The following is a 23,021-nucleotide window of genomic DNA, read 5'->3' as shown; positions in this document are numbered from 1 at the left end:
ACCCCCACCCCCTTTCTCTTTTTTTCTCCCCCCCCCCCCCCCCCCCCCCCCCCCTTCCCCCCCCCCCCCCCCTCCCCCCCCCCCCCCACCACCACCATCATGGACTTCGTCATCCCGGCGCCGCGGCAGTCGCTGCTGGAGGCCTACCACACCTGGCGCGGCTGGGCCGCGAAATCGGCCGGCGACTACACCTTCCACGTCGCCATCACCTGGTGGGACGACAGCGTCCACGCCGACATGGGCACCTTGGTGCGCCAGCACGGCGTCAACAGCTTCAAGCACTTCATGGCGTACAAGAACGCCATCATGGCGGACGACGAGACGCTGGTGAAAAGCTTCACCCGCTCGCTGGAACTGGGCGCGCTGCCGACGGTGCACGCCGAGAACGGCGAGCTGGTGTTCCAGCTGCAGCGCGACCTGCTGAAGAAGGGTATGACGGGGCCGGCCGCGCATCCGCTGTCGCGCCCGCCGGCGGTGGAGGCGGAGGCGGCCAACCGCGCCATCGCCATCGCCGACGTGCTCGGCACGCCGGTCTACATCGTCCACGTCTCCTGCGCCGAATCGCTAGCCGCCATCACGCGCGCGCGCGCCAACGGCCAGCGCGTCTACGGCGAGGCGCTGGCGGGCCACCTGGTGATCGACGACAGCGTCTACCAGCACGCCGACCCGGCCGTCGCCGCCGCCTACGTCATGAGCCCGCCGTTCCGCGGCAAGCACCACCAGGCGGCGCTGTGGCACGGCCTGCAAAGCGGCAACCTGCAGACCACCGCGACCGACCACTGCACCTTTTGCGCCGAGCAGAAGGCGGCCGGGCGCGACGACTTCACCAAGATCCCGAACGGCTGCGGCGGCGTCGAAGACCGCATGTCGGTGGTGTGGGACGCCGGCGTCAACAGCGGCAAGCTGACGCCGTCCGAATTCGTCCGCGTCACCTCGACCAACGCCGCGCAGATCTTCAATATGTACCCGCGCAAGGGGCTGATCGCGGTCGGCGCCGACGCCGACCTGGTGGTGTGGGACCCGCAGGGCACGCGCACCATTTCGGCCAAGACCCAGTACGCCAAGGGCGGCTTCAACGTTTTCGAAGGGCGCACCGTGCGCGGCGTCGCCACCACCACGGTCGCCGCCGGCAACGTGGTCTACCACCGCGGCGAATTGACGGCGGTCGAGGGCGCCGGCCGCTATATCGAACGCCCGGCGTTCGCGCCGGTGTCGGCTTAGGAACCGCAGCGCCAAGGTGCCGTTAAGTTGGCGCGGTTTTCGTGGCTCGGGTTAGCCGGAACGGCGTAACCCGAGCTACGACACGCTAATTTAGCGCCATACCAACGGAACACCAACCGAAGGAGCATCCGAACATGAGTGAACTGCGTATCAACGGCGAGCGCCTGTGGGCCGCGCTGATGGAACTGGCGAAGATCGGCGCGACGCCGAAGGGCGGCGTCAAGCGCCTGGCGCTGACGGACCTGGACAAGCAGGGCCGCGACCTGGTGGTCGGCTGGGGCCGCGAGGCGGGCCTGAGCATCACCGTCGACCAGATCGGCAACGTCTTCATGCGCCGCGACGGCAGCGACAACACGCTGGCGCCGGTGGTCACCGGCAGCCACATCGACACCCAGCCGACCGGCGGCAAATTCGACGGCAACTACGGCGTGCTGGCCGGGCTCGAAGTGGTGCGCACCCTCAACGAGCACAACGTCACGACCGTCGCGCCGATCGAAGTGGCGTTCTGGACCAACGAAGAGGGCTCGCGCTTCGTGCCGGTGATGATGGGCTCGGGCGTGTTTTGCGGCGCCTTCAGCCTGGAGACGGCCTACGCCGCCAAGGACACCGAGGGCAAGACGGTCGGCGAGGAGCTGGCGCGCATCGGCTACCTGGGCGAGCAGGTGCCGGGCCGGCACCCGATCGGCGCCTACTTCGAGACCCACATCGAACAGGGGCCGGTGCTGGAAGACGCCGACGTCGTCATCGGCGTGGTGCCGGCGGTGATGGGGCTGTCGTGGTACGACTGCGTGGTGAGCGGCATGGAGGCGCACGCCGGGCCGACGCCGATGGGCCTGCGCAAGGACGCGTTGCAGGTATCGACGCGCATCATGCAGGAAGTGGTGGCCATCGCCAACCGCTACCCGCCGTACGGGCGCGGCACGGTCGGCATGGTACAAGTGTTCCCGAACAGCCGCAACGTCATCCCGGGCGAAGTCACATTCAGCATCGACCTGCGCAACGTCAACGAGGCGCTGCTCAACACCATGCACCAGGAAATGCTGGCCTTCATCGAGCGCACCCGCGTCGACTCGGGCTTGGCGATCAGCGTCGAACGGGTCTCGTACTACCCGCCGTGCCCGTTCCACCCGGACTGCGTCGACGCCGTGCGCAAGGCCACCGCCCAACTCGGCTACAGCAGCATGGACGTGGTCTCCGGCGCCGGCCACGACGCCATCTACGCGGCGCGGCTGGCGCCGTCCGGCATGATCTTCGTGCCGTGCAAAGACGGCATCAGCCACAACGAAATCGAAGACGCCAAACCGGCGCACCTCGAAGCGGGCTGCAACGTCCTGCTGCACGCCATGTTAGAGCGCGCCGGCACCGCCTGAGCGATCCGCGGCCAGGTGGCGCAGCAGGGCGGCGCCGAACGCTTCGGGCTGTTCCCATTGTGGCGCGTGGCCGGCGCCCGCCAGGCCGACTAGTTGGGTGGTGCCCGTCATGCGCGCCAGGTGGTGGAAGGTGGCTTCGGCGTAGAGCCGGCTTTCTTTGCCGTAGATGTATTGGCAGCGCTCGCCCAGCGCCGGCAGCAGCGCGCGGTAGTCTTGCCGCGCCATGTCGGTCCACAGTTGCGCCAGTCCTTCCGCGGCGTTGGCGCGCATCAGGGCGCCCAGGCGCGCCAGTAGCGCCGCATCGGGGCTGGCGCCGCGGGCGAACAGTTTGGCCGCGCTGATGTCGGCGAAGCGGCCCCAGTTGGCGCGCACCGCCGCCGCCGTCGGCGCCACCATCGTTTCCGGGTAGCCGCCCGTCAGGCCGTCGCTCCATGCGGCGTCGGTGACGATTTTCGCCGTCATGTCGACGACGCTCAGTTTGTCCAGCCCGCCCAGGCCGTCGCCGCGCAGGTGCTCCCACGCGACCATCGCGTCCATCGACCAGCCTACCAGCGAGTAGCGGCCCAGTTCGAGGTGGGCTATGAGTTCGCGCAGGTCGGCCGCCAGCATGGCGATGCTCAGCGGCGCCCCCGGCACGCCCGGCGATCGGCCATGGCCGCGCAGGTCGGGGACGATCAGCCGCAGGCCGCGCCCGGCCAGCGCCGTTTGCCGCTCGAAGAAGTCGCCCGAGGCGCCCCAGCCGTGCAGCAGGATGACAGGGACGGGCGCGGGCGCGCCGGCGCCGCTGTCGCGGTAGTGCAGCCGCGCGCCGTCGCGTAGCGCGAGCTCGGAATTTGTGCCGGTAGTCGTTGACATTGTTGTTTTTCAATATACAATATGACGCATGAATCATATTGTATATTGAGTGGCCATGCAAGCGACCCCAGTCAAGAAAATCGACCCGCCGAAGACCGCCCGCGGCCTGAAAACGCGCGCCAAGATCCTCGCGGCGGCCGAGCAGGTGTTCGGCAACAAGGGCTTCCACGCCGCCTCGATCGCGGAAATCACCCAGGTCGCCGAGGTCTCGCAGGGTACCTTCTATATCTACTTTCCGGACAAGGAAGAGGCCTTCCGCGCGCTGGTCGAGTACATGGGCCAGGAAACGCAAGCCTTCATCCGCCAGCGCACCGGCGCCGCGCAGAGCCGGATCGAGGCCGAGCGCCTCGGTTTGCAAGCCTTTCTGTCTTTCGTCGCCGAGCACAAGAACCTGTACCGCATCGTGCTCGAGTCGCTGTTCGTCGACGAGGCGATCTACCGCAACTACTTCAGCAACTTCGGCGCGCTGTACCAGGGCCGGCTCGCGGCGGCGGCGGACAACGGCGAGATCAGCGCCGGCGACACCGAGGTGCGCGCCTGGTGCCTGATGGGTATCAGCCATTTCCTCGGCATGCGTTACGGCCTGTGGGACAACCCGCAGGCGCACGCCCGCGTGGTCGACGCCGCCACCGATTTCATCAGCAACGGCTTGCGCGCGGGCGGCGCCACATGACGGCGCTGGTGCTGGTCGAGCGCGACGGCGCGATCGCGCGTCTGGTGTTGAACCGCCCGGCGCGCCACAACAGCCTGGTGCCCGAGTTGTTGCGCGCGCTGCTGGCGGCGCTGGACGCCTGCGAGGCCGACGCCGGCATCGGCGCGCTGGTGCTGGCGCACGCCGGAACGTCGTTTTCAACCGGCGGCGACGTGCGCGCCTTGCATGAACAGGGCGAGGGCATCGCCGCCTACGGCGCCGAGCTGGTCGGCCTGCTCAACGAGGCCATCGTGCGCCTGGCCGGCGGCGCCAAGCCGGTCGTGGCGGCGGTCGACGGCATCGTCACCGGCGGCGCGCTCGGCCTGGTGCTGGCCTGCGACATCGTGCTGGTGTCGGCGCGCGCCAGCTTCACGCCGTATTACGTCGACGTCGGCTTCAGCCCGGACGGTGGTTGGAGCGCGTTGCTGCCGGCCTTTATCGGCCCGGCGCGCGCGCGCACGGTGCAGTTGCTGAACCAGCGCATCAGCGCCGAGCAGGCGCTGGCCTGGGGCATGGCGTCGAAGCTGGTGGCGTCACATGGCCGACCAGGCCGCCGCGACGGCCCGCGCCGTCGCCGCCAAGGTGCCCGGCAGCGTGCGCCGCACGCGCGCCTTGCTGGGGCCGGACCCGCTGCGCCTGGCCGCGGCGCTGGAGCGGGAACGCGTCGAATTTTTACGCCAGCTGGTGAGCGCGGAGGCGCAGCAAGGCATGCGGCGATTCTTGTCCCAGGGCAGCCAGGCGCTACAGCGTTAATAGCTGATACGGGCGCGACGATGTACGGTTTCATGCATGTGTCATCCAGCGTCAAGGGCGCGCTACGCGGCGTCTTGGCGTCAGTGCATCTCCACCATCATATGAAAAAGGATAGAAGAGACATGAATACCATATCGTTGACGATGAAGGCCGCCGGCGCGCTGCTGGCGCTGGCGTGCGCGGGTACGCCGGCGCGGGCCGCCGACATCAAAATCGCCCACATCTATAGCAAGACCGGCGCGCTGGAAGCCTACGGCAAGCAGACCCAGACCGGGCTGATGATGGGGCTGGACTACGCCACCGGCGGCAGCATGACCGTCAAGGGCCGCAAGATCGTCGTCATCGAGAAGGACGACCAGGGCAGGCCGGACGTCGGCAAGTCGTTGCTGGCGCAGGCCTACGGCGACGACAAGGTCGACCTGGCCGTCGGCCCGACCTCGTCGAGCGTGGCCATCGCCATGCTACCGGTGGCCGAGGAATACAAGAAGGTGCTGCTGGTGGAGCCGGCGGTGGCCGATTCGATCACCGGCAGCAAGTGGAACCGCTACGTCTTCCGCAGCGGGCGCAACTCGTCCCAGGACGCCATCGCCAACGCCGTCGCGCTGGACAAGCCGGGCGTGACCATCGCCACGCTGGCGCAGGACTACGCCTTCGGGCGCGACGGCGTGAAGGCCTTCTCCCAGGCGCTGTCGGGCAAGGGCGCCAAACTGGTGCACGAGGAATATCTGCCCACCTCGACCACCGACTTCACCGCCGGCGCCCAGCGCCTGATCGACGCGCTGAAGAACCAGCCCGGGCGCAAGGTGATCTTCGTGATCTGGGCCGGCGCCGGCAACCCCTTCAAGATCGCCGACCTGGACCTGAAGCGCTACGGCATCGAGATCGCCAGCGGCGGCAATATCCTGCCGGCGATGGCCGCCTACAAGCAGTTCCCCGGCATGCAGGGCGCCACCTATTATTACTTCGGCATCCCGAAGAACCCGGCCAACACCTGGCTGGTCGCCGAGCACTACAAGAAGTTCAAGACGCCGCCCGATTTCTTCACGGCCGGCGGCATGGCGGCCGGCATCGCGCTGGTGGAGGCGCTGAAAAAGGCCGACGACAGCGGCTCGGAAAAGCTGATCAAGGCCATGGAGGGCATGGAGTTCCAGAGCCCGAAAGGCAAGATGGTGTTCCGCAAGGAGGACCACCAGGCGCTGCAGTCGATGTACCACTTCCAGATCAAGGCCGATCCGGCGTTTGCCTGGGGCGTGCCGGAGCTGGTGCGCGAGCTGACGATCGAGGATATCAAGGTGCCGCTGCGAAATAAGCTGTGACGAAACCAAGGGCGTAACCCCGGGTCAGCCCCCCAGGGCCCGACCCCGGCTCCTCGCCTTTGGTTTTTGCGGCTTCCGCGGCGCCTTGGCATTACCCCCTTTTTTTGTACATTTTTGCCGCCTTCAAACGCGGCTCGGGTTCCCCATGTCCATTTCTCTCGAAACGCGCGCGCTGACCGTCAATTTTGGCGGCCACGTGGCGGTCAACCAGGTCTCCTGCGCCTTCCGGCCCGGCACCCTGACCGCCATCGTCGGCCCCAACGGCGCCGGCAAGACCACCTATTTCAATCTGATCTCCGGCCAGTTGCCGGCCAGCGGCGGCGAGGTGCTGCTGAACGGCGAGAACCTGACGCGCCACGGCGCCGCCGCGCGCGCCCGCGGCGGCCTGGGCCGGGCCTTCCAGCTGACCAATCTTTTTCCGCGCCTGTCGGTGCTGGAAAACGTGCGCCTGGTGCTGCAGGTGCGCCACCGCATCGGCCTGCGCCTGCTGACGACCTGGTTCAGCCAGCGCCACCTGATCGAGGAGGCCGACGACATCCTCGAACAGATTTCCCTGACGGCGCGGCGCGAGACGCCGGCCAGCGCGCTGTCGCACGGCGACCAGCGCAAGCTGGAGGTCGGCCTGCTGCTGGCGATGCAGCCGCAGGTGTTCATGTTCGACGAACCGACCGCCGGCATGAGCCACGACGAGGCGCCGGTGATCCTCGAGCTGATCGCGCGGATCCAGGCGCGGCGCGACAAGACCATCCTGCTGGTCGAGCACAAGATGGACGTGGTCGAGCGCCTGGCCGACCGCGTCATCGTGCTCAACCACGGCGAGCTGGTGGCCGACGGCGCGCCGGCCGAGGTGATGCGCCTGCGCGTGGTGCGGCAAGCCTATCTGGGCGCCGAGGTGGCGCTGGAGGAGGCGGCATGAACGCGCCCCTGCTGACGCTGGCCGGGGTGCACACCCACATCGGTCCCTACCACATTCTGCAGGGCGTCGACCTGGAGGTGCCGCGCGGCCAACTGACCATGCTGCTGGGTCGCAACGGCGCCGGCAAGAGCACGACGCTGCGCACCATCATGGGGCTGTGGCGCGCCAGCGCCGGGTCCGTCACCTTCGGCGGCGCCTCGCTGTGCGGCGTCGGCACGGCCGACATCGCCGCCCGCGGCATCGCCTACGTGCCGGAGAACATGGGCATCTTCAGCGACCTGTCGGTGCGCGAAAACATGCTGTTGGCGGCGCGCAGCGGGCCGATGGACGGCGCCCGCCTGGAGTGGATCGTCAAGCTCTTCCCCTCGATCAAACAGTTTTGGGAGAAGCCGGCCGGCAAGCTTTCGGGCGGCCAGAAGCAGATGCTGGCGATCGGCCGCGCGCTGATCGAACCGCGCCAGTTGTACATGTTCGACGAACCCTCCAAGGGGCTGGCGCCGGTGATGGTCAACAGCATGGTGGCGGCGCTGCGCGCGCTCAAGGAGCAGGGCGCGACGGTGCTGCTGGTCGAGCAGAACCTGGCGGTGGCGCAGGCGCTGGGCGACACGGTGGCGGTGATGGACGCCGGCAGGGTGGTCCACCATGGCGGCATGGCGCAACTGGCGGCCGACCCCGACCTGCAGCAGCGCCTGCTCGGCCTGCACCTGGGCGCCGCCCCGGCGCGCGCCGGGGAGGGCGCGTGATGGCCGCGAGCCGCCTGCGGGCGTTCGACCAGAACCTGCCCAAGCTGGTGCTGCCGGCGCTGATGCTGCTGGCCCTGCCGCTGCTGCCCGGCCTGCCGACCTGGATCACGCTGACCGTGGCCGGGCTGGCGATGGGCATGATGATCTTCATCATGGCCAGCGGCCTGACCCTGGTGTTCGGCCTGATGGACGTGATGAACTTCGGCCACGGCGCCTTTATCGCCGTCGGCGCTTTTGTGGCCACCAGCGTGCTGCGGCGGATGGCGGGCTGGATGGAGGCCGACAGCCTGCTGCTCAACGGCGGCGCCGTCGGCGTCGCGCTGCTGGTGGCGGCGCTGGTCACCGGCCTGCTGGGCTGGGGCGTCGAGCGCCTGATGATACGCCCGGTCTACGGCAGCCATCTGACGCAGATCCTGGTCACCACCGGCGGCCTGATCGTCGCCGAGCAGCTGATCCACGTCATCTGGGGGCCGGAGCAGATTCCGCTGCCGCGCCCGGCCAGCCTGCGCGGCGCCTGGATCGTCGGCGACGTCGCGGTCGAAAAATTCCGCCTGCTGGCGGTGGCGCTGGGGCTGCTGGTCTTCGCGGCCATGTGGCTGGTACTGAACCGCACCAAGATCGGCCTGCTGGTGCGCGCCGGCGTGCAGGACCGCGAGATGGTGGAAGCGCTGGGCTACCGCGTCGGCGTGCTGTTCGTCGGCGTCTTCGTCGCCGGCTCCGCGCTGGCCGGGCTGGGCGGGGTGCTGTGGGGCTTGTACCAGGAAAGCGTCAGCGCCGCGCTGGGCGCGCAACTGATGGTGCTGATCTTCATCGTCATCATCATCGGCGGCCTCGGCTCGGTTGGCGGCTGCTTCGCCGGCGCGCTGCTGGTCGGCCTGACCGCCAACTACGCCGGCTTCCTGGCGCCGAAGGTGGCGCTGGGCGCCAACATCCTGTTGATGGTGCTGATCCTGCTGTGGCGTCCGCAGGGCCTGTTTCCGGTGACGTCGCGATGATGGCCCGCCTGCTCCCCGGCGCGCTGTCGGGCGACGCCCCGCGCAGCCGCGTCCTGGCGGCCTTGCTGCTGCTAGTCTGCGTCGGCCTGCTGCTGGCGCCGTTCCTGTTCCCCGGCACGCGCGCGCTCAACGTCGCCGCCAAGATCTGCGTCTTCATCGTGCTGGCCGCCAGCTACGACCTGCTGCTGGGTTACACCGGCGTGGTCTCCTTCGCCCACACCATGTTCTTCGGCATCGGCGCCTACGGCGTCGGCATCGCCATGGCGCGCCATGAGGGCGACTGGCTGGCGCTGGCCGCCGGCGCCGCTGCGGCGTTGCTGCTGGCGCTGCTGCTGGCCCTGCTGCTGGGCGTGCTGTCGCTGCGCGTGCGCACCATTTTCTTCGCCATGATGTCGCTGGCGCTGGCGTCCTTCTTCGCCACGCTGGCGTCGCAGTTTTCCGCCTTCACCGGCGGCGAGGACGGCCTCAGCTTCAAGCCGCCGGCGCTGCTGTCGCCGGCCACGCGGTTCCTCGAGCAGCCCTTCCTCGGCGTCGACTGGAGCGGCAAGCTGCTGAGCTACTACCTGGTGTTTTTTTGCAGCCTGGCGCTGTTCCTGCTGGCGCTGCGGGTGGTCAATTCGCCGTTCGGCAAGGTGCTGCAGGCGATCCGCGAAAACGACTTCCGCGCCGCCGCCATCGGCTACAACCCGGTGCTGTACCGCACCGTGGCGAATTGCCTGGCGGCGCTGCTGGCCTGCGCCGCCGGCATCCTGTACGCGCTATGGCTGCGCTACGTCGGCCCCGACACCACGCTCAGCTTCGCCATCATGGTCGACATCCTGCTGATGGTGGTCATCGGCGGCATGGGCTCGATGTACGGCGCGGCGCTGGGCGCGGCCATTTTCGTGATCGCGCAAAACTATCTGCAAGACGGCATGACGCTGCTGAGCGGCGCGCTGGAGGCGGCGCCGCCGCTGGCGGCGCTGTTCCATCCGGACCGTTGGCTGCTGTGGCTGGGCGTGCTGTTCATCCTCAGCGTGTACTTTTTCCCGAGCGGCATAGTCGGTCGCCTGCGCGGCAAACATTGATATTGGCATTGGAGGGAGTCGCATATGTATGTAGTGGACTGGTTGCACAAGCAAGCACAAAACACGCCGGACAAGACCGCGCTGGTCGACCTTGCCAGCGGGCGCGCATGGACCTACCGCCAGTTCAACGCGCGCGCCAGCGGCGTCGCCGACTACCTGCTGACGCGGCCCGGCCTGCAACCGGGGGCGCGCGTGGCGGTGCTGGCGCATAACTCGTCGGACTACCTGGAGCTGCTGTACGGCTGCGCCAAGGCCGGCATGGTGATGGTTTGCCTGAACTGGCGCCTGGCGCCGGCCGAGCTGCTGCCGATTTTGCGGGACGCCGACCCGGCCGTGCTGGTGTACGGCCAGCCCTTCGCCGCCACCGCCGAGGCGCTGCGGGCGCAGCTGCCGGGCCTGCAGGCGCAGCGGGCGGTGGTGATCGGCGCGGCGCAAGAGGGGGGAGCCGCGCGCGCCTACGAGGATTGCCTGGCCGGCGCCGCCGGCCGCGTCATCGAAATGCCGCCGCGCCGCATGGACGAACTTTGGCACCTGCTCTACACCTCCGGTACCACCGGCAAGCCGAAGGGGGTGATGCAGACCTACGGCATGGTCTACTTCAACGCCGTCAACTGAATGCTGGCGACCGGCCTGTCGCGGCGCGACGTGCTGCTCAACGTGCTGCCGTTCTTCCACACGGGCGGCCTGAACCTGTACACCAATCCCGTCTTGCACGCCGGCGGCACGGTCCACATCATGCAGCAATTCGACGCCGGCGCCACCCTCGAACTGCTCGACAGCACGGTGACGCTGTTCCTCGGCGTGCCGGCGGTCTATCTGATGCTGAGCCAGCATCCCGGCTTCGCCGCCGCGCGCTTCCGCTCCATGCGCCACTGGTCGGCCGGCGGCTCGCCGATGGCGCACAGCCTGCTCGAACTGTACCAGGCCAAGGGCGTGACCATTTGCTTCGGCTTCGGCATGACCGAAACCGGACCCACCGTGTTCATCTGCGACGAGGCCACCGCCCGGCGCAAGACCGGCAGCATCGGCCGGCCGGTCGGCTCGATGCGCACGCGGGTGGTGCTGGCCGACGGCGGCGACGCCGGCCCCGGCCAGCGCGGCGAACTCTACATCCAGGGGCCGGGCGTCACGCCCGGCTACTGGAAGCTGCCGCGGGCCAGCGCCGAAGCCTTCGTCGACGGCTGGCTGCGCTCGGGCGACGTCGCCTACTTCGACGACGAGGGCGACCACTACATCGTCGACCGCGCCAAGGACATGTACATCTCCGGCGCCGAAAACGTCTACCCGGCCGAAGTTGAAAACGTGCTGTTCCAAATGCCGCAAATCGCCGACGCCGCCGTCATCGGCGTGGCCGACGCCAAATGGGGCGACGTCGGCGCCGCCATCGTCGTGCTCAAGGCCGGCCAGCCGCTGGCGCCGGCCGAGCTGCAAGCGTTCTGCCGCGGCCGCCTGTCCGGCTACAAGGTGCCGCGCCACGTGGTGTTCGTCGACACGCTGCCGCGCACGCCGTCGGGCAAGCTCGAAAAACACAAACTGCGCAGCCAATTCGCCGATCTCGGTAATCGACAAGGAGGCGCGCGATGAGCTCCGTCCCATCCGGCTTTCGCCGCACGCTGCAACAGAGCGACTTCGACCGTTTTGCCGTGCTGAGCGGCGACGACAACCCGATCCACTGCGACCCGGAATTCGCCGGCCGCAGCCACTTCGGCGCCACCGTCGCGCACGGCATGTTCCTGTACGGCCTGATCTACCGCGCGCTGGGAGAGGCGCTGCCCGGCGCCGGCATGCTGCAGCTCGAACAGGAACTGATGTTCCCCAACCCCAGCTTCGCGCACGACGATGTGGAGGTGCTGGTCACGCCGCTGCCCGGGCGCGGCGACGGCAGCCGCAGCTTCAGCACGGTGGTACGCAAGCAGGCCGGCGGCGCGGCCATCGTCACCGCGCAGGGAAGCGCGCGCGTGAGCAACAGCGGCGGCGCCGCCGCGCTGGCCGGCGCCAACGACGCCGCCGCCGACACCGGGGCGGTCGGCGGCGGCGACGACGAACTGCGCGGACTGCGCCGCGGCATGCGCGCGCGCGCCGAGCGCACCCTGGGCGAGGCCGACCTGGCCGACTACGCGGCGCTGACCGGCGATTGCAACCCGCTGCACCACAGCGACGACTGGGCCGTCGCCCACGGCTTCGCCGGCCGCCTGGTGCCGCCGCCGCTGCTGGCGAGCCTGTTCTCCGACCTGCTCGGCACCCGCCTGCCGGGGCGCGGCACCGGCTGGATGAAGCAGACGCTGCGCTTCGTCGCGCCGGCCTACGTCGGCGAACGCATCACCGCCGAAGTCGAAATCGTCCGCCTGCGCGCCGACAAGGACCTGGTCAACCTGTCCAGCGTACTCACCGGCGCGGACGGGCGCACCATCTGCCGCGGCGAATCGCTGGTCCTGGTGCGCAACCTGGAAGCGCCGGCCGGCTGACGCCGCGCGGACCCGGCGCCCGCTCCCCCACCGATGTGACAATCGCCGCCGGCGCGCGGCGCGGGAGAGCCGCGCCCTGTCGACGTCGACATGTTCAACACTGCCGGCCGCGGCCACCGCGGCGGGCAGTCGGCACCACCCGCGCCCGGCGAAAAAGCCGGCGGCGCCGGCACCAACACCGCCAAAGCGCTCGGCCTGGCCTCCAAAAACGCCTGGGGCGGCATCAGCGTCGACGTGGCGCCGCAAACCGTCGTCAGCGCCGCCTACTACCGGACCACAAGCTCGGTGGCGCGCATAGGCGGCGCGCGCAAACTCTACATGGTCGGCGCGGTCTACTACCTGTCCAAGCGCGCCAACCTGTACGCCGACATCGACCACGCCAAACTGAGCGGCCGCTCGCGCATCGGCGGCCAGACCGGCCAGACCGGCGTCTCCATCGGCGTCGACCAGCTCTTCTAAGGCAAAACGTGCCCCGTTCAGTCGCGCTCGGGGGTGGCGCTGATCTTGTGGATGGACAGGTCGGCGCCGTCGAATTCCTGTTCGGCGTCGAGGCGGATGCCGACGGTTTTTTTCAGTACGCCGTAGATGATGGCGCCGCCGGCGACGGCGATGGCGATGCCGAGCGCGCTGCCCAGCAGTTGCGACATGAACGAGACGCCGCCGATGCCGCCCAGCGCCTTGCCGCCGAAGATGCCCGCCGCCAGTCCGCCCCAGGTGCCGCACAGGCCGTGCAGCGGCCACACGCCCAGCACGTCGTCGATTTTCCATTTGTTCTGGGTCCAGGTGAACATCCAGACGAAGATGGCGCCGGCGATGCCGCCGGTGATCAGCGCGCCCAGCGGGTGCATCAGGTCGGAGCCGGCGCATACCGCCACCAGCCCCGCCAGCGGGCCGTTGTAGACGAAGCCCGGATCGTTTTTGCCCATCACCAGCGCCACCAGGGTGCCGCCGACCATCGCCATCAGCGAGTTCACCGCCACCAGGCCGTTCATGTTGTCGAGGGTTTGCGCGCTCATGACGTTGAAGCCGAACCAGCCCACCGTCAGGATCCAGGCGCCCAGCGCCAGGAAGGGGATGTTCGACGGCGGATGGGCGGCGACCGCACCGTCCTTCGTGTAGCGCCCGCGGCGCGCGCCCAGCAGCAGCACCGCCGGCAGCGCGACCCAGCCGCCCACCGCATGCACGACGATGGAACCGGCGAAGTCGTGGAATTTGTGGCCGAAGCTGGCCTGCAGCCAGCCCTGGACGCCGAAGCGGTCGTTCCAGGCGATGCCTTCGAAGAAGGGATAGACCAAACCGACCAGCACGGCGGTGGCCGCCAGTTGCGGATAGAACTTGGCGCGCTCGGCGATGCCGCCGGAGATGATGGCCGGGATCGCCGCCGCAAACGTCAACAGGAAGAAAAATTTGACCAGTTCGTAGCCGTTTTGGGCGCTCAGCGTTGCGGCGCTGCCGAAGAAGTGGGCGCCGTAGGCGATGCCGTAGCCGACGAAGAAGTAGGCGATGGTCGAGACGGCGAAGTCGACCAGGATCTTGACCAGGGCGTTGACCTGGTTCTTTTTGCGCACCGTGCCCAGTTCGAGAAACGCGAAGCCGGCGTGCATGGCCAGGATCATGATTGCGCCGAGCAGGATGAAGAGGGCGTCGGCGCCGTTTTTTTGTGCGTCCATGCTGAAGATTCTCCCAATAATTGTGCAGAATTAAATGACTGCTACAAACTAAAGCAAGATTCGTTCCATTTTGGTGCGGTTTGTGTAGTGGCTTGATACGTATGGGTAAAAATTGCGGCGGCCGGGCGGGGCGCGGGACGGCGCACCGTTAGCGTGCGGTTTTTCGCCCCGCTTTGGGGCGGGCGCGGCAGGTCCCCTAGGTCGGATTGGCAGAGCGTCGTCCGACGCCTAGCCGCTGCCGACGCCAGTCGGGTTGCGCCCGATGGGCTAACCCGACCTACGAATCACGCCTTCGGCTGGAAGCGGCGCAGGAAGTCGAGCAGCACTTGGGCGGCGATGTCGGCGTCGTCGGCGGTCATCGTTTCCAGCGGGTTGTGGCTGATGCCGCCGTTGCCGCAGCGCGTAAACAGCATCGCCACGTCGGTCACGGCGGCCATCGCCATGGCGTCGTGGCCGGCGCCGGAGGCCAGCTCGAAGCGCGGCAGGCCGGCCCGTTCGACCGCCTCGCCCAGTTGCCGCATCAGCCACGGCGCGCACGGCGCCGCGCTGGCCGAGACGATTTGTTTGACGTCGGCGTCGATCTGGCGCCGCGCGCAGATCGCGGCGATGCCGTCGAGGATGTCGGCCACGGCCGCCAGCCGCACCGCGTCGTCGGCGGCGCGGATGTCGAGCGACAGCTTGCAGGCGCCCGGAATGACGTTGACGGAGCCGCCCGGCACGTGCAACTGGCCGACGGTGCCGACCAGCGATGCGCCGCTGCCGCAGCGGCGCTCGACCAGCAGGACGATTTCGGCGGCGGCGGCGGCGGCGTCCTTGCGCATCGTCATCGGGGTGGTGCCGGCGTGGCTGGCCAGGCCGCCCAGCTCGACCAGGTAGCGCGAGCTGCCGTTGATGGCGGTGACCACGCCCAGCGCCAGGTCGCGTTCGAGCAGCACCGGTCCCTGTTCGATGTGCACCTCGACGTAGCCGAGCAGGTCGGCCGGGTCGCGGGCGATGGCCGGGATGGCGCCGACGTCGTGGCCGGCGGCGGCGATGGCCTCGCGCATGCTGACGCCGTCGGCGTCGGTTTGCTCCAGCAGCGACAGGTCGAAGCGGCCGGTGACGGCGTTGCTGCCCAGGAAGGTGCTCTTGAAGCGCACGCCTTCCTCTTCCGCGAAGCCGACGATTTCAAAGTGGAAGGGCAGCGTTTCGCCGCGCTGGTGCAGGTGCTGGACAATGGCGATCGGCAGCAGGATGCCGAGGCGGCCGTCGTATTTGCCGCCGTTGCGCACGGTGTCGTAGTGCGAGCCGGTCATCAGGGTTTTCGCCCCCGGCAGGGGCGACAGGTAGCGCCCGGCGACGTTGCCGACCGCGTCGATCCGCACCTGCATGCCGGCCGCGCGCATCCACTCGGCCAGTTGCGCGGCGCTCTGGATGTGCGCCTCGGTCAGGTAGGCGCAGGTCAGGTTGTCGGGGCTGTCGCTCCAGCCGGCCAGGGTTTCCGACCATTGCATGATGGTGGGGCCGAATTCGAGTTGGCAGTCGAGTAGGGCGTTGACGCGCAGTTCGGCGATGCGCTTGATCTGCCGCAGGCACTCGGCCATTTCGTCGCCGCGCTGCTGCTTCAGGCGCCGCGTGAAGGTGGCGATGATGTGCTGGCGCGTCAGGCCGTTGCCGTCCGGGCCTTTGACGGCGAGGATGAAGGGGAAGCCGAATTTGGCGTTGTAGTCGGCGTTGAGGCGCTGCAGCGCGGCGAATTCGTCGGCGCTGCACAGGTTCAGGCCGGACTTGGTTTGTTCGTCGGTCGATTCGGCGGTCAGCTCGCCGGCGATGGCGGCCTTGCCGGCCAGCTCAGGGTGGGCGCGGATCAGGCCCAGCTGCTCGTCGACGCTGGCGCCGTTGACGGCGCGCTGCAAGGCTTGCTTGAGCGCGGTGGCGCTGGCGAACGGGCGCCAGGCGAAGGCCCGCTCGGGTATCCATGGCGAGTGTTCGTAGATGCCGCGCAGGTGCTCGATGAAGCTGGCCTGGTCACAGCCGTTCAGTTCTGTCAGTGTCGTCATGGTTTTTTATCCGATCATGCAAGAGCCGATCATATATCGTTGTCGATAGTCCGGATATACGTGGGCGCTGATGTGGCATCTCTGCCGCGCCTTATATGGGCATGCGCGCGGCCGGGCGCTCAGCGGCAGCAGCCCGGCGCCGGCGCCGGCCGCTGCGGTGGCGGCAGCGCGCGCAGCGCCTTCACGTGGCGCGCGACGGCGGCGGCGCGCAGCGGGCCGCCGTGGCCGATGTAAAAGGTGTGCGCGCCGCCGTCCAGCATGTGCTGCAATTCGTCGGCCACGGCGTGCGGGTCGTCTTCAAACGGCGGACGCATCGCCTTGCCGGTCCTGACGATGCCGCCCAATAGTATCCCGGACGCCAGCAAGTCGCCGGCCAGCACCGCCATGCCGGCCAGTTGCACCGAGATCGAACCGGCCGTGTGGCCCGGCGTGTGCCTGACGGCGCCGGCCGCGCCGAAGCGCTGCAGGTCGAGGCTGGCGCCGTCGGCCAGCAGGACGTCGGGTTGGAACGGCGTGTAGGGTTGCAGTATCAGGCCGGTTTTCAGGAACAGCCGGCCAAACCAGCCGGTCGAGCAGAACGTCATGGTTTTTCTTTGCTGGTAGTAGTCGATGTCGCCGGCGTGGCCGACGATGGGGGCGCCGGATAGCTCGCGCAGGCGCGCGGCGCTGCCTGCGTGGTCGACATGGGCGTGGGTGACGACGATCAATCGAATGTCGCTGAACCGCATGCCGTGGCGACGCAGGGCGCGGCCGATTTTCGCCTCCGAGCCGGGCAGGCCGGTGTCGACCAGGATGCAGCCTTGCGGCCCGACGATGAGGTGGCAGTTGACCATGCCGAACGGTAGGATGGCGATGCGGATGATGTGCGGCAGGGGCATAATGGCGCTCTCTGTAGGCGCTGCGCGGCAGCGGAGCGCGTATTCTGGAATGCGGGCGATATTTAAACAAGTAGGCACAATTTAGTAACGTAGTCACTAAAAAGGAGAGTCATGGAACAGGACTGGCACACGGACAATCCGCTCGCCTGCCCGATGGTGGCGGCGCTCGATGTGATCGGCGGGAAGTGGAAGCCGATCATTTTGCATATGCTGAGCGAGGGCACGCTGCGCTTTGGCGAGATGAAGAAGAATATCCCGCCGGTGAGCCAGAAGATGCTGACGCAGCAGTTGCGCGAGCTCGAGGCCGACGGCGTGGTGCTGCGCAAGGTCTACGCCGAGGTGCCGCCGCGGGTCGAGTATTCGCTCACGCCGCGCGGCTGCGCGCTGCAGCCGGTGCTGCGCGATTTGTACGCCTGGGGCGAGACGCTGGCGGCGTGACCCGCGCGGCCCGGTGGGGCGCGCCGCGCGCTTACTTGATGCCTACTTGATGACCAGCGCCTTGGCCGCCGCGCTGATCTGGTCGCGCAGCCATTTGTGCTCGGGCGCCTGGTGCACGCGCTGGTGCCACAACTGGTAGAAGCGCATCGGCGGGAATTTCAGCGGCACCGTGAAGCTTTTCAGCGGCAGCGTTTTTTCGTAGAAGCGCATGAACTGGCGCCCGGTGGTGAGCACCAGGTCGGTTTGCGTCAGCATGTAGGGGATCAGGCCGAAGTAGGCCGATTCGACGACGACGTTGCGCTGCAAGTTTTGCTTTTCAAGGAAGGCGTCGATCACGCCGTGGTAGCCGGGCATCATTTGCGACGGCGCCACGTGCGGCAGGCTCAGGTAGTCCTCGAGCGTCATGGCGTCGCTGGCGGTGCGCTTGGCGTAGGCGCTCTCGGCGCGCATGGTGCAGATGATCGGGTCTTCGAACAGCTTCGAGATGTGCAGGTGCGCCGGCGGCTCGTCCCAGTTGGCGATGACCAGGTCCATGTCGCCGTCCGACAACAGTCGCACGTGGTCGATGCCCGGCCCCAGGTTGTGGAGCACCACGCGGCTCTTCGGCGAGCCGCGCCGCAGCACGGCGACGACGTTCGGCAGGAACTGGCTGTCGAGGTAGTCCGGCGCGGCGATGTGGAAGGTGCGCGCCTCTTCCTGCGCGACGAAGGGGGTCTTTTTGACGAACAGGCTTTCGGTCTGGTCGAGGATTTTCTTGGCCGGGCTGAGCAGGCTCTCGCCGTGCTGGGTCGGCACCATGCCGCGCGCGCCGCGCACCAGCAGCGGGTCGCCGGTGAGTTCGCGCAGCTTGCGCAGCGAGGCCGAAATCGACGGCTGCGGCTGGTTCAGCTTGAGCGCCACCCGCGAGACGTTTTTTTCCACCAGCAGCAGGTAGAGGATGCGGATCAGGTGCAGGTCGAGGTGTTGCGGCAGGCTGGACATCGTGTAGGGCACCCTCGGCTATATTATTTCGAATATGTTAAATATACGATAGATTTCCTATTTCGTGCGCCAATTCGGTTTATCTTGTGTAAGTTACCCCCAATCAAGCCCAGCGTCGACTGAAGGAATTTTATGGATGTGTTTGCCTACCTGATCCCCTATGGCCTCGAGTGGCTCAACCTGATCGTGCGCTGGTTGCACATGATTACCGGCATCGCCTGGATCGGCGCCTCGTTTTACTTCGTCTGGCTGGACAATTCGATCCGTGCGCCGGCCCCCGGCTCGCCGCTGGCGCTGAAGGGCGTCTCGGGCGAGTTGTGGGCGGTGCACGGCGGCGGCTTCTACAATCCGCAAAAATACCTGGTCGCGCCGGCCGAGTTGCCGAAGGATTTGCACTGGTTCAAGTGGGAGGCCTACTCGACCTGGCTGTCGGGCATCGCGCTGCTGACGATCGCGTACTACTTCAACGCCCAGGCGATGATGATCGACAAGTCGGTGGCCGACCTCAGCAGCTGGCAGGCGATCGGCGTCGGCGTCGGCATGCTGGCGCTCGGCTGGACCGTCTACGACCTGCTGTGCCGTTCGCCGCTGGCCAGGCACGAGCTGTGGTTCGGCGTGGTGGTGTTCGCGCTGGTGGTGGCGGCGGCCTACGCGCTGACGCATCTGCTGAGCGGGCGCGCCGCCTACATCCACGTCGGCGCGATGATCGGCACCATCATGGTGGGCAACGTGCTGATGCTGATCATCCCGGGCCAGCGCAAGATGGTCGAGGCGATGGCGGCCGGCAAGTTGCCGGACCCGGTGCACGGCCAGCGCGCCAAGCAGCGCAGCGTGCACAACAACTACTTCACGCTGCCGGTGCTGTTCATCATGATCAGCAACCACTACGCGATGACCTACCGCAACGAGCGCGGCTGGCTGGTGCTGGCCTGTATCATGGCGGCGGGCGTGTTCATCCGCCACTTTTTCAATTTGCGCCACAAGGGCCGCGTGGTGTGGGGCTATCCGCTGTTGGGCGTGGCGCTGCTGGTCGGCGTGGCGGTGGCGATCGCGCCGCCGGCGCCGGTGGCGCGCGCCGCCAACGACCCGGCGGCGCAGTTCGCCAAGGTGCAGGCGGTGGTCACCCAGCGCTGCGCCACCTGCCACGCGGCCGCGCCGACCCAGCCGGGCTTCGCGACGGCGCCGGCCGGCGTCATGCTCGACTCGGCGGCGCAGATCCGCCAGCATTCGGAGCAAATCTACAAGCAGGCCGTGCAGTTGAAGGCCATGCCGATTGGCAACCTGACGCAGATGACCGACGCGGAGCGCGCGTTGCTGGGCGCCTGGTTCGAGTCCGGCGCCAAGTAAGCCGACGTCGACAACATATCAAAATCAACTTTAACGCGGTATTCACCTATCACCGCCAAGGAAACAGAATGAGCAACGCACGCGCGCAACTGACTGACTGGATCGACGCCCATTTCGACGCGCAAATCGCCTTCCTGCAACAGGTCATCCAGGTGCCGACCGACACGCCGCCGGGCAACAACGCGCCGCACGCCGACGCCGTCGCCGACTTGCTGCAGGGATTCGGCTGGCACGCCGAAAAGCATGTGGTGCCGCAGCAAACCGTCACCGACTACGGCATGGAAAGCATCACCAATCTGATCGTGCGCCGCCCCTACCTGGCCGGCGGCCCGACGGTCGCGCTGAACGCCCACGGCGACGTGGTGCCGCCGGGCGACGGCTGGACCTTTCCGCCATACGGCGGGGTGATCGACAACGGCCACATCTACGGCCGCGCCGCCGCCGTCTCGAAATGCGATTTCGCCACCTATATCTTCGCCGCCCGGGCGCTGGAGGCGCTGGGCGTGCCGCTGAGGGGCAATCTGGAATTGCACTTCACCTACGACGAGGAATTCGGCGGCCTGCTGGGGCCGGGCTGGCTGCTGGAACAAAAGCTGACCAAGCCGGACTTCGTCATCGCCGCCGGCTTCAGCTACAACATCATCACCGCGCACAACGCCTGCCTGCAACTGGAAATCACCGTGCACGGCAAGGCCGGCCACGGTTCGATGCCGGAAACCGGGCATGACGCCTTGCAGGCCGCCAACAAGATTTTGAGCGCCATCTACGCCCAGTTGCCGGGGTTGAAAAAGATCAAGTCGGCGGTTCCCGGCATCGATTCGCCGACCATGCTGGTGGGTCGCATTGACGGCGGCACCAATACCAACGTGGTGCCGGGCAAGGTGGTGATGAAGATGGACCGGCGCATGATCCCGGAAGAAAATCCGGTCGAGGTCGAGGCGCAGGTGCGCGCGATGATCGAGGCGGCGGTGCAGGGCGAGCCGGGCATCCGCATCGAGATCAAGCGGCTGCTGCTGTCGCACGCGCTGCGTCCGCTGCCCGGCTCCGAGCAACTGGTGGCCAAGCTGCAAAAGAACGCGCTCGAGGTCATCGGCGAAACCATTCCGGCGCAGGGCACGCCGCTGTACGCTGACGCCCGCCTGTACGGCGAGCACGGCATTCCGGCGGTGCTGTACGGCGCCGGTCCGCGCACGGTGCCGGAGTCGAACGCGAAAAAAGCCGACGAGCGGCTGGAGCTGGAAGATTTGCGCAAGGCCACTAAGGTGGTCGCGCTGACACTGCTCGACTTCTTCGCCGCCTGAGCGTCGGGCTGCGCTCCGGCGCGATGCGGCGCAACATGGTTGCAATACGTCGGTCGGATCGGCGGCACGCGCCCTCCGACGCCAGCCGGGTTATCCGCCTCGTGTGACAGCGATGGGCTAACCCGAGAAAGGAAAATCGCGCATGTCCGCGTAATTACATACTTGCCGGCGCTTTTCGGGTAGTATGGGGTTGGCCATAATTGTTGATTCTCGGCAAGCTATTCCCGGTTTGCCACGGTCCGGCCAGCACCCTAGGACATGCTATGAAAACTTGGCATCGGGTCGCCCGCGCCTTGATCGTCGTCTGTGGTGTCTTCGCCACATCCAGCGCTGTCTGCCAGGGGCCGGCGAGCGCCGCGGCCGGCTTGCAGCAGGCCCGCGCGCGCGTCGCCACGGCCACGCTGCCGGGCGGCAGTTGGAGCGGCCCGACCACCGGGCCGGCCGCCGTGCCCGGCAAGTACATCGCCCTGATGGCCGAGGATTTGCGCAACGGCGGCGTGGTCGGCGTCGCCCAGGGCGTGCGCGAGGCCGCCGCCGTGATGGGCTGGACCCTGAAGATTTTCGACGGCGGCGGCTCGCCCGCCGGCCGCGCCAAGGCGCTGGCGCTGGCGCTGGCCTCGCGGCCGGACGGCTTGGTGCTGTGCGGCTCGGACGCTCTGGAAAGCCGCGCCGCGCTGGCGCCGTTCGCCCAGCGCAAGCTGGCGGTGGTGGGCTGGCACGCCGGCCCGAAACCCGGCCCGATCGACGGCACGCCGGTGGCGATGAACGTCAGCACCGACCCGCTGCAGGTGGCGCGCGTGACGGCGCTGGCGGCGGTGGCGCAGTCGGACGGGCGCGCCGGCGTGGTGATCCTGACCGACTCGCGCTTCGGCATCGCCATGGCCAAGGCCAACGCGATGGCCGACGTCATCCGCGCCTGCCCCGGCTGCACACTGCTGGAGGTGCGCGACGTGGCCATTTCCGACAGCGCCGAAAAGATGGCGCCGCTGACCGAGCAATGGCTGGCGCAATACGGCAAGCGCTGGACCCACGCGCTGGCCATCAACGACCTGTATTTCGACTACGCGCTGCCGGCGCTGACCAGGGCCGGCGCGGCCGCCAAGTCGCTCAGCCTGTTGTCGGCCGGCGACGGCAGCGCCGCCGCCTTCATGCGCATCCAGGCGCATATTTTCCAGACCGGCACCGTGGCCGAACCGCTCAACGCGCAGGGCTGGCAGGTGGTCGACGAACTCAATCGCCTGTTCGCCGGCAAGCCCGTCAGCGCCTTCGTCGCGCCGGCGCACCTGGTCACGGCCGAGAACGTCGGCTTCGACGGCGGCGCGCGCTTCCAGTACGATCCCGACAACGGCTACCGCGACGTCTACCGGCGCATCTGGAAACGCTAGCGGAGCGGCCACATGCGCATTTCCTTTCCCCGCACACTGTTGCCGCGCTCGCTGCGCGTGCAGTTCACGCTGGCGCTGTCGGCGCTGGCCATGCTGGTCGTCGGCGGCGGCGCCATCGCCGTCTACGCGCTGCGCAGTTCAAGCGACGCCACCCGCGAGCTGGCCGACCAGCGTCTGGTGCGCATGCAGGGCGCCCAGGATGTGCTGCAACAGAGCATGCTGATCGACCGCGACAGCGACCGCCTGCTGGTGGCCGCCTCGCCGGAGGCGCTGCGCGCCAGTTACGACGACATGGTGCGCCAACTGGCCGCGCTCGACGCGCAGGTGGCCGCCCTGGCGCAGGCCAGCGACGACGTCGCGGTGCTCGATTTGCAGCAGGCCAGCCAGGCGTTTCGCAACACCGCGAACATCGTCGCCAGCTTGCACGAGGGCGTCTTCGAGGTGGAAACCGCGTTCGCGCGCGGCGTGCGCGAGCGCGGCGCCCAGTTGCAGGCCGGCGCCACCCGGCCCGACCTGGAGCGGGCGCTGCTGTTGCAGCAGTTGCGCGACGCCGCCGACGCCGGGCGCGTGCGCCAGTTGGCGCTGGCGTT

Annotated in this window: 20 protein-coding genes and 3 pseudogenes; 18 read left to right on the top strand and 5 right to left on the bottom strand. The window is 68.1% G+C overall.

The genetic code is table 11. From position 1 onward, the window contains the following. Nucleotides 1-1,221, top strand: a 1,221-nt coding sequence (gene hydA / locus ACFDR9_RS20250; protein ID WP_409032152.1) for a dihydropyrimidinase, incomplete at its 5' end; no start/stop codon positions are given. A gap of 134 nt (nt 1,222-1,355) precedes the next feature. Beyond that, nucleotides 1,356-2,591: a Zn-dependent hydrolase gene (locus tag ACFDR9_RS20245; RefSeq protein ID WP_409032151.1), complete on the top strand. Its 1,236-nt coding sequence runs from the start codon at nt 1,356-1,358 to the stop codon at nt 2,589-2,591. Here ACFDR9_RS20245 and ACFDR9_RS20240 read toward each other — a convergent pair. Beyond that, nucleotides 2,568-3,446: an alpha/beta fold hydrolase gene (locus ACFDR9_RS20240; RefSeq protein ID WP_409032150.1), complete on the bottom strand. Its 879-nt coding sequence runs from the start codon at nt 3,444-3,446 to the stop codon at nt 2,568-2,570. The genes ACFDR9_RS20245 and ACFDR9_RS20240 overlap by 24 nt on opposite strands. 55 nt (nt 3,447-3,501) lie before the next feature. Between ACFDR9_RS20240 and ACFDR9_RS20235 the strand changes: the two genes are divergently transcribed. From ACFDR9_RS20235 to ACFDR9_RS20185, 11 genes and pseudogenes are all read left to right on the top strand, one after another. Next, nucleotides 3,502-4,119 (top strand): TetR/AcrR family transcriptional regulator, encoded by a 618-nt coding sequence (locus ACFDR9_RS20235; protein WP_017878541.1) that lies wholly within the window; start codon nt 3,502-3,504, stop codon nt 4,117-4,119. After that, nucleotides 4,116-4,616 (top strand): annotated as a pseudogene (locus ACFDR9_RS20230) (enoyl-CoA hydratase/isomerase family protein); the annotation flags it as partial. The gene ACFDR9_RS20235 and the pseudogene ACFDR9_RS20230, both read left to right, overlap by 4 nt. Before the next feature lie 396 nt (nt 4,617-5,012). Beyond that, complete coding sequence (locus ACFDR9_RS20225) at nt 5,013-6,206, top strand: substrate-binding domain-containing protein (RefSeq protein ID WP_409032155.1); 1,194 nt, start codon at nt 5,013-5,015, stop codon at nt 6,204-6,206. Nucleotides 6,207-6,351: 145 nt separating this feature from the next. Further along, entirely contained in the window at nt 6,352-7,122 is a 771-nt protein-coding gene (locus ACFDR9_RS20220) for an ABC transporter ATP-binding protein (protein WP_409032149.1), read from the top strand. Then, nucleotides 7,119-7,865, top strand: a complete 747-nt coding sequence (locus ACFDR9_RS20215) for an ABC transporter ATP-binding protein (RefSeq protein ID WP_409032148.1) — start codon at nt 7,119-7,121, stop codon at nt 7,863-7,865. Before ACFDR9_RS20220 ends, ACFDR9_RS20215 begins: the two co-directional genes overlap by 4 nt. Beyond that, a complete protein-coding gene (locus ACFDR9_RS20210; RefSeq protein WP_409032154.1) occupies nt 7,865-8,860 on the top strand; it encodes a branched-chain amino acid ABC transporter permease in 996 nt (331 codons plus the stop codon). The genes ACFDR9_RS20215 and ACFDR9_RS20210 overlap by 1 nt, the downstream gene beginning before the upstream one ends. After that, the gene (locus tag ACFDR9_RS20205) at nt 8,857-9,927 is read left to right on the top strand and encodes a branched-chain amino acid ABC transporter permease (protein WP_409032147.1); all 1,071 of its coding nucleotides are present in this window, start codon (nt 8,857-8,859) and stop codon (nt 9,925-9,927) included. The genes ACFDR9_RS20210 and ACFDR9_RS20205 overlap by 4 nt, the downstream gene beginning before the upstream one ends. A gap of 24 nt (nt 9,928-9,951) precedes the next feature. Continuing rightward, nucleotides 9,952-11,058, top strand: a pseudogene (locus tag ACFDR9_RS20200) (AMP-binding protein); the annotation flags it as partial. Nucleotides 11,059-11,181: 123 nt separating this feature from the next. Further along, nucleotides 11,182-11,511: an AMP-binding enzyme gene (locus tag ACFDR9_RS20195; RefSeq protein WP_409032153.1), complete on the top strand. Its 330-nt coding sequence runs from the start codon at nt 11,182-11,184 to the stop codon at nt 11,509-11,511. After that, complete coding sequence (locus tag ACFDR9_RS20190) at nt 11,508-12,392, top strand: MaoC/PaaZ C-terminal domain-containing protein (protein WP_409032146.1); 885 nt, start codon at nt 11,508-11,510, stop codon at nt 12,390-12,392. The genes ACFDR9_RS20195 and ACFDR9_RS20190 overlap by 4 nt, the downstream gene beginning before the upstream one ends. 90 nt (nt 12,393-12,482) lie before the next feature. Next, the gene (locus ACFDR9_RS20185; protein ID WP_409032145.1) at nt 12,483-12,851 is read left to right on the top strand and encodes a porin; all 369 of its coding nucleotides are present in this window, start codon (nt 12,483-12,485) and stop codon (nt 12,849-12,851) included. Between the two features lie 17 nt (nt 12,852-12,868). Here the strand turns inward: ACFDR9_RS20185 and ACFDR9_RS20180 are convergent, their stop codons facing one another. The 3 genes from ACFDR9_RS20180 to ACFDR9_RS20170 all read right to left on the bottom strand — a co-directional run bounded on the left by ACFDR9_RS20180 (nt 12,869) and on the right by ACFDR9_RS20170 (nt 16,979). Continuing rightward, on the bottom strand, nt 12,869-14,062 hold the full coding sequence (locus tag ACFDR9_RS20180) for an ammonium transporter (protein WP_409032144.1): 1,194 nt from the start codon (nt 14,060-14,062) through the stop codon (nt 12,869-12,871). Between the two features lie 284 nt (nt 14,063-14,346). Then, nucleotides 14,347-16,101 (bottom strand): allantoate amidohydrolase, encoded by a 1,755-nt coding sequence (locus tag ACFDR9_RS20175; protein WP_409032143.1) that lies wholly within the window; start codon nt 16,099-16,101, stop codon nt 14,347-14,349. Nucleotides 16,102-16,220: 119 nt separating this feature from the next. Beyond that, nucleotides 16,221-16,979 carry an MBL fold metallo-hydrolase gene (locus tag ACFDR9_RS20170; RefSeq protein ID WP_017878553.1) on the bottom strand — a complete coding sequence of 253 codons (759 nt, stop codon included), beginning with the start codon at nt 16,977-16,979 and terminating at the stop codon, nt 16,221-16,223. Nucleotides 16,980-17,090: 111 nt separating this feature from the next. On the opposite strand from ACFDR9_RS20170, the gene ACFDR9_RS20165 reads away from it, so the two are divergent. Continuing rightward, a complete protein-coding gene (locus ACFDR9_RS20165) occupies nt 17,091-17,417 on the top strand; it encodes a helix-turn-helix domain-containing protein (protein ID WP_017878554.1) in 327 nt (108 codons plus the stop codon). Between the two features lie 42 nt (nt 17,418-17,459). Here ACFDR9_RS20165 and ACFDR9_RS20160 read toward each other — a convergent pair whose 3' ends face one another. After that, nucleotides 17,460-18,398, bottom strand: a complete 939-nt coding sequence (locus ACFDR9_RS20160) for a LysR family transcriptional regulator (RefSeq protein WP_026133308.1) — start codon at nt 18,396-18,398, stop codon at nt 17,460-17,462. A 132-nt stretch (nt 18,399-18,530) separates the two neighbouring features. On the opposite strand from ACFDR9_RS20160, the gene ACFDR9_RS20155 reads away from it, so the two are divergent. The 4 genes and pseudogenes from ACFDR9_RS20155 to ACFDR9_RS20140 all read left to right on the top strand — a co-directional run. After that, nucleotides 18,531-19,745 (top strand): urate hydroxylase PuuD, encoded by a 1,215-nt coding sequence (locus ACFDR9_RS20155; RefSeq protein WP_017878556.1) that lies wholly within the window; start codon nt 18,531-18,533, stop codon nt 19,743-19,745. A 68-nt stretch (nt 19,746-19,813) separates the two neighbouring features. Then, nucleotides 19,814-21,046, top strand: coding sequence for a M20/M25/M40 family metallo-hydrolase (locus ACFDR9_RS20150; RefSeq protein ID WP_017878557.1), 1,233 nt, complete (start codon nt 19,814-19,816; stop codon nt 21,044-21,046). Nucleotides 21,047-21,309: 263 nt separating this feature from the next. Then, nucleotides 21,310-22,431, top strand: a complete 1,122-nt coding sequence (locus ACFDR9_RS20145) for a substrate-binding domain-containing protein (RefSeq protein ID WP_081611934.1) — start codon at nt 21,310-21,312, stop codon at nt 22,429-22,431. Nucleotides 22,432-22,443: 12 nt separating this feature from the next. Beyond that, nucleotides 22,444-23,021: pseudogene (locus tag ACFDR9_RS20140) on the top strand (GGDEF domain-containing protein); the annotation flags it as partial.

This window comes from Janthinobacterium sp. CG_23.3, from assembly GCF_046115965.1.
In the GTDB taxonomy this organism is placed as follows: domain Bacteria; phylum Pseudomonadota; class Gammaproteobacteria; order Burkholderiales; family Burkholderiaceae_D; genus Janthinobacterium.
Note: the sequence above shows the minus strand (reverse complement) of the source record. Positions and strands in the feature narration are given on the sequence as shown.

Bases quoted from the DNA above. Each gene is read 5' to 3' on its own strand.
- ACFDR9_RS20210 (WP_409032154.1), top strand. From the start codon at position 7,865: ATGGCCGCGAGCCGCCTGCGGGCGTTCGACCAGAACCTGCCCAAGCTG.
- ACFDR9_RS20150 (WP_017878557.1), top strand. From the start codon at position 19,814: ATGAGCAACGCACGCGCGCAACTGACTGACTGGATCGACGCCCATTTC.
- ACFDR9_RS20175 (WP_409032143.1), bottom strand. From the start codon at position 16,101: ATGACGACACTGACAGAACTGAACGGCTGTGACCAGGCCAGCTTCATC.
- ACFDR9_RS20205 (WP_409032147.1), top strand. From the start codon at position 8,857: ATGATGGCCCGCCTGCTCCCCGGCGCGCTGTCGGGCGACGCCCCGCGC.
- ACFDR9_RS20240 (WP_409032150.1), bottom strand. From the start codon at position 3,446: ATGTCAACGACTACCGGCACAAATTCCGAGCTCGCGCTACGCGACGGC.
- ACFDR9_RS20225 (WP_409032155.1), top strand. From the start codon at position 5,013: ATGAATACCATATCGTTGACGATGAAGGCCGCCGGCGCGCTGCTGGCG.
- ACFDR9_RS20190 (WP_409032146.1), top strand. From the start codon at position 11,508: ATGAGCTCCGTCCCATCCGGCTTTCGCCGCACGCTGCAACAGAGCGAC.
- ACFDR9_RS20180 (WP_409032144.1), bottom strand. From the start codon at position 14,062: ATGGACGCACAAAAAAACGGCGCCGACGCCCTCTTCATCCTGCTCGGC.
- ACFDR9_RS20195 (WP_409032153.1), top strand. From the start codon at position 11,182: ATGTACATCTCCGGCGCCGAAAACGTCTACCCGGCCGAAGTTGAAAAC.
- ACFDR9_RS20145 (WP_081611934.1), top strand. From the start codon at position 21,310: ATGAAAACTTGGCATCGGGTCGCCCGCGCCTTGATCGTCGTCTGTGGT.
- ACFDR9_RS20170 (WP_017878553.1), bottom strand. From the start codon at position 16,979: ATGCCCCTGCCGCACATCATCCGCATCGCCATCCTACCGTTCGGCATG.
- ACFDR9_RS20245 (WP_409032151.1), top strand. From the start codon at position 1,356: ATGAGTGAACTGCGTATCAACGGCGAGCGCCTGTGGGCCGCGCTGATG.
- ACFDR9_RS20235 (WP_017878541.1), top strand. From the start codon at position 3,502: ATGCAAGCGACCCCAGTCAAGAAAATCGACCCGCCGAAGACCGCCCGC.
- ACFDR9_RS20155 (WP_017878556.1), top strand. From the start codon at position 18,531: ATGGATGTGTTTGCCTACCTGATCCCCTATGGCCTCGAGTGGCTCAAC.
- ACFDR9_RS20185 (WP_409032145.1), top strand. From the start codon at position 12,483: ATGTTCAACACTGCCGGCCGCGGCCACCGCGGCGGGCAGTCGGCACCA.
- ACFDR9_RS20165 (WP_017878554.1), top strand. From the start codon at position 17,091: ATGGAACAGGACTGGCACACGGACAATCCGCTCGCCTGCCCGATGGTG.
- ACFDR9_RS20220 (WP_409032149.1), top strand. From the start codon at position 6,352: ATGTCCATTTCTCTCGAAACGCGCGCGCTGACCGTCAATTTTGGCGGC.
- ACFDR9_RS20215 (WP_409032148.1), top strand. From the start codon at position 7,119: ATGAACGCGCCCCTGCTGACGCTGGCCGGGGTGCACACCCACATCGGT.
- ACFDR9_RS20160 (WP_026133308.1), bottom strand. From the start codon at position 18,398: ATGTCCAGCCTGCCGCAACACCTCGACCTGCACCTGATCCGCATCCTC.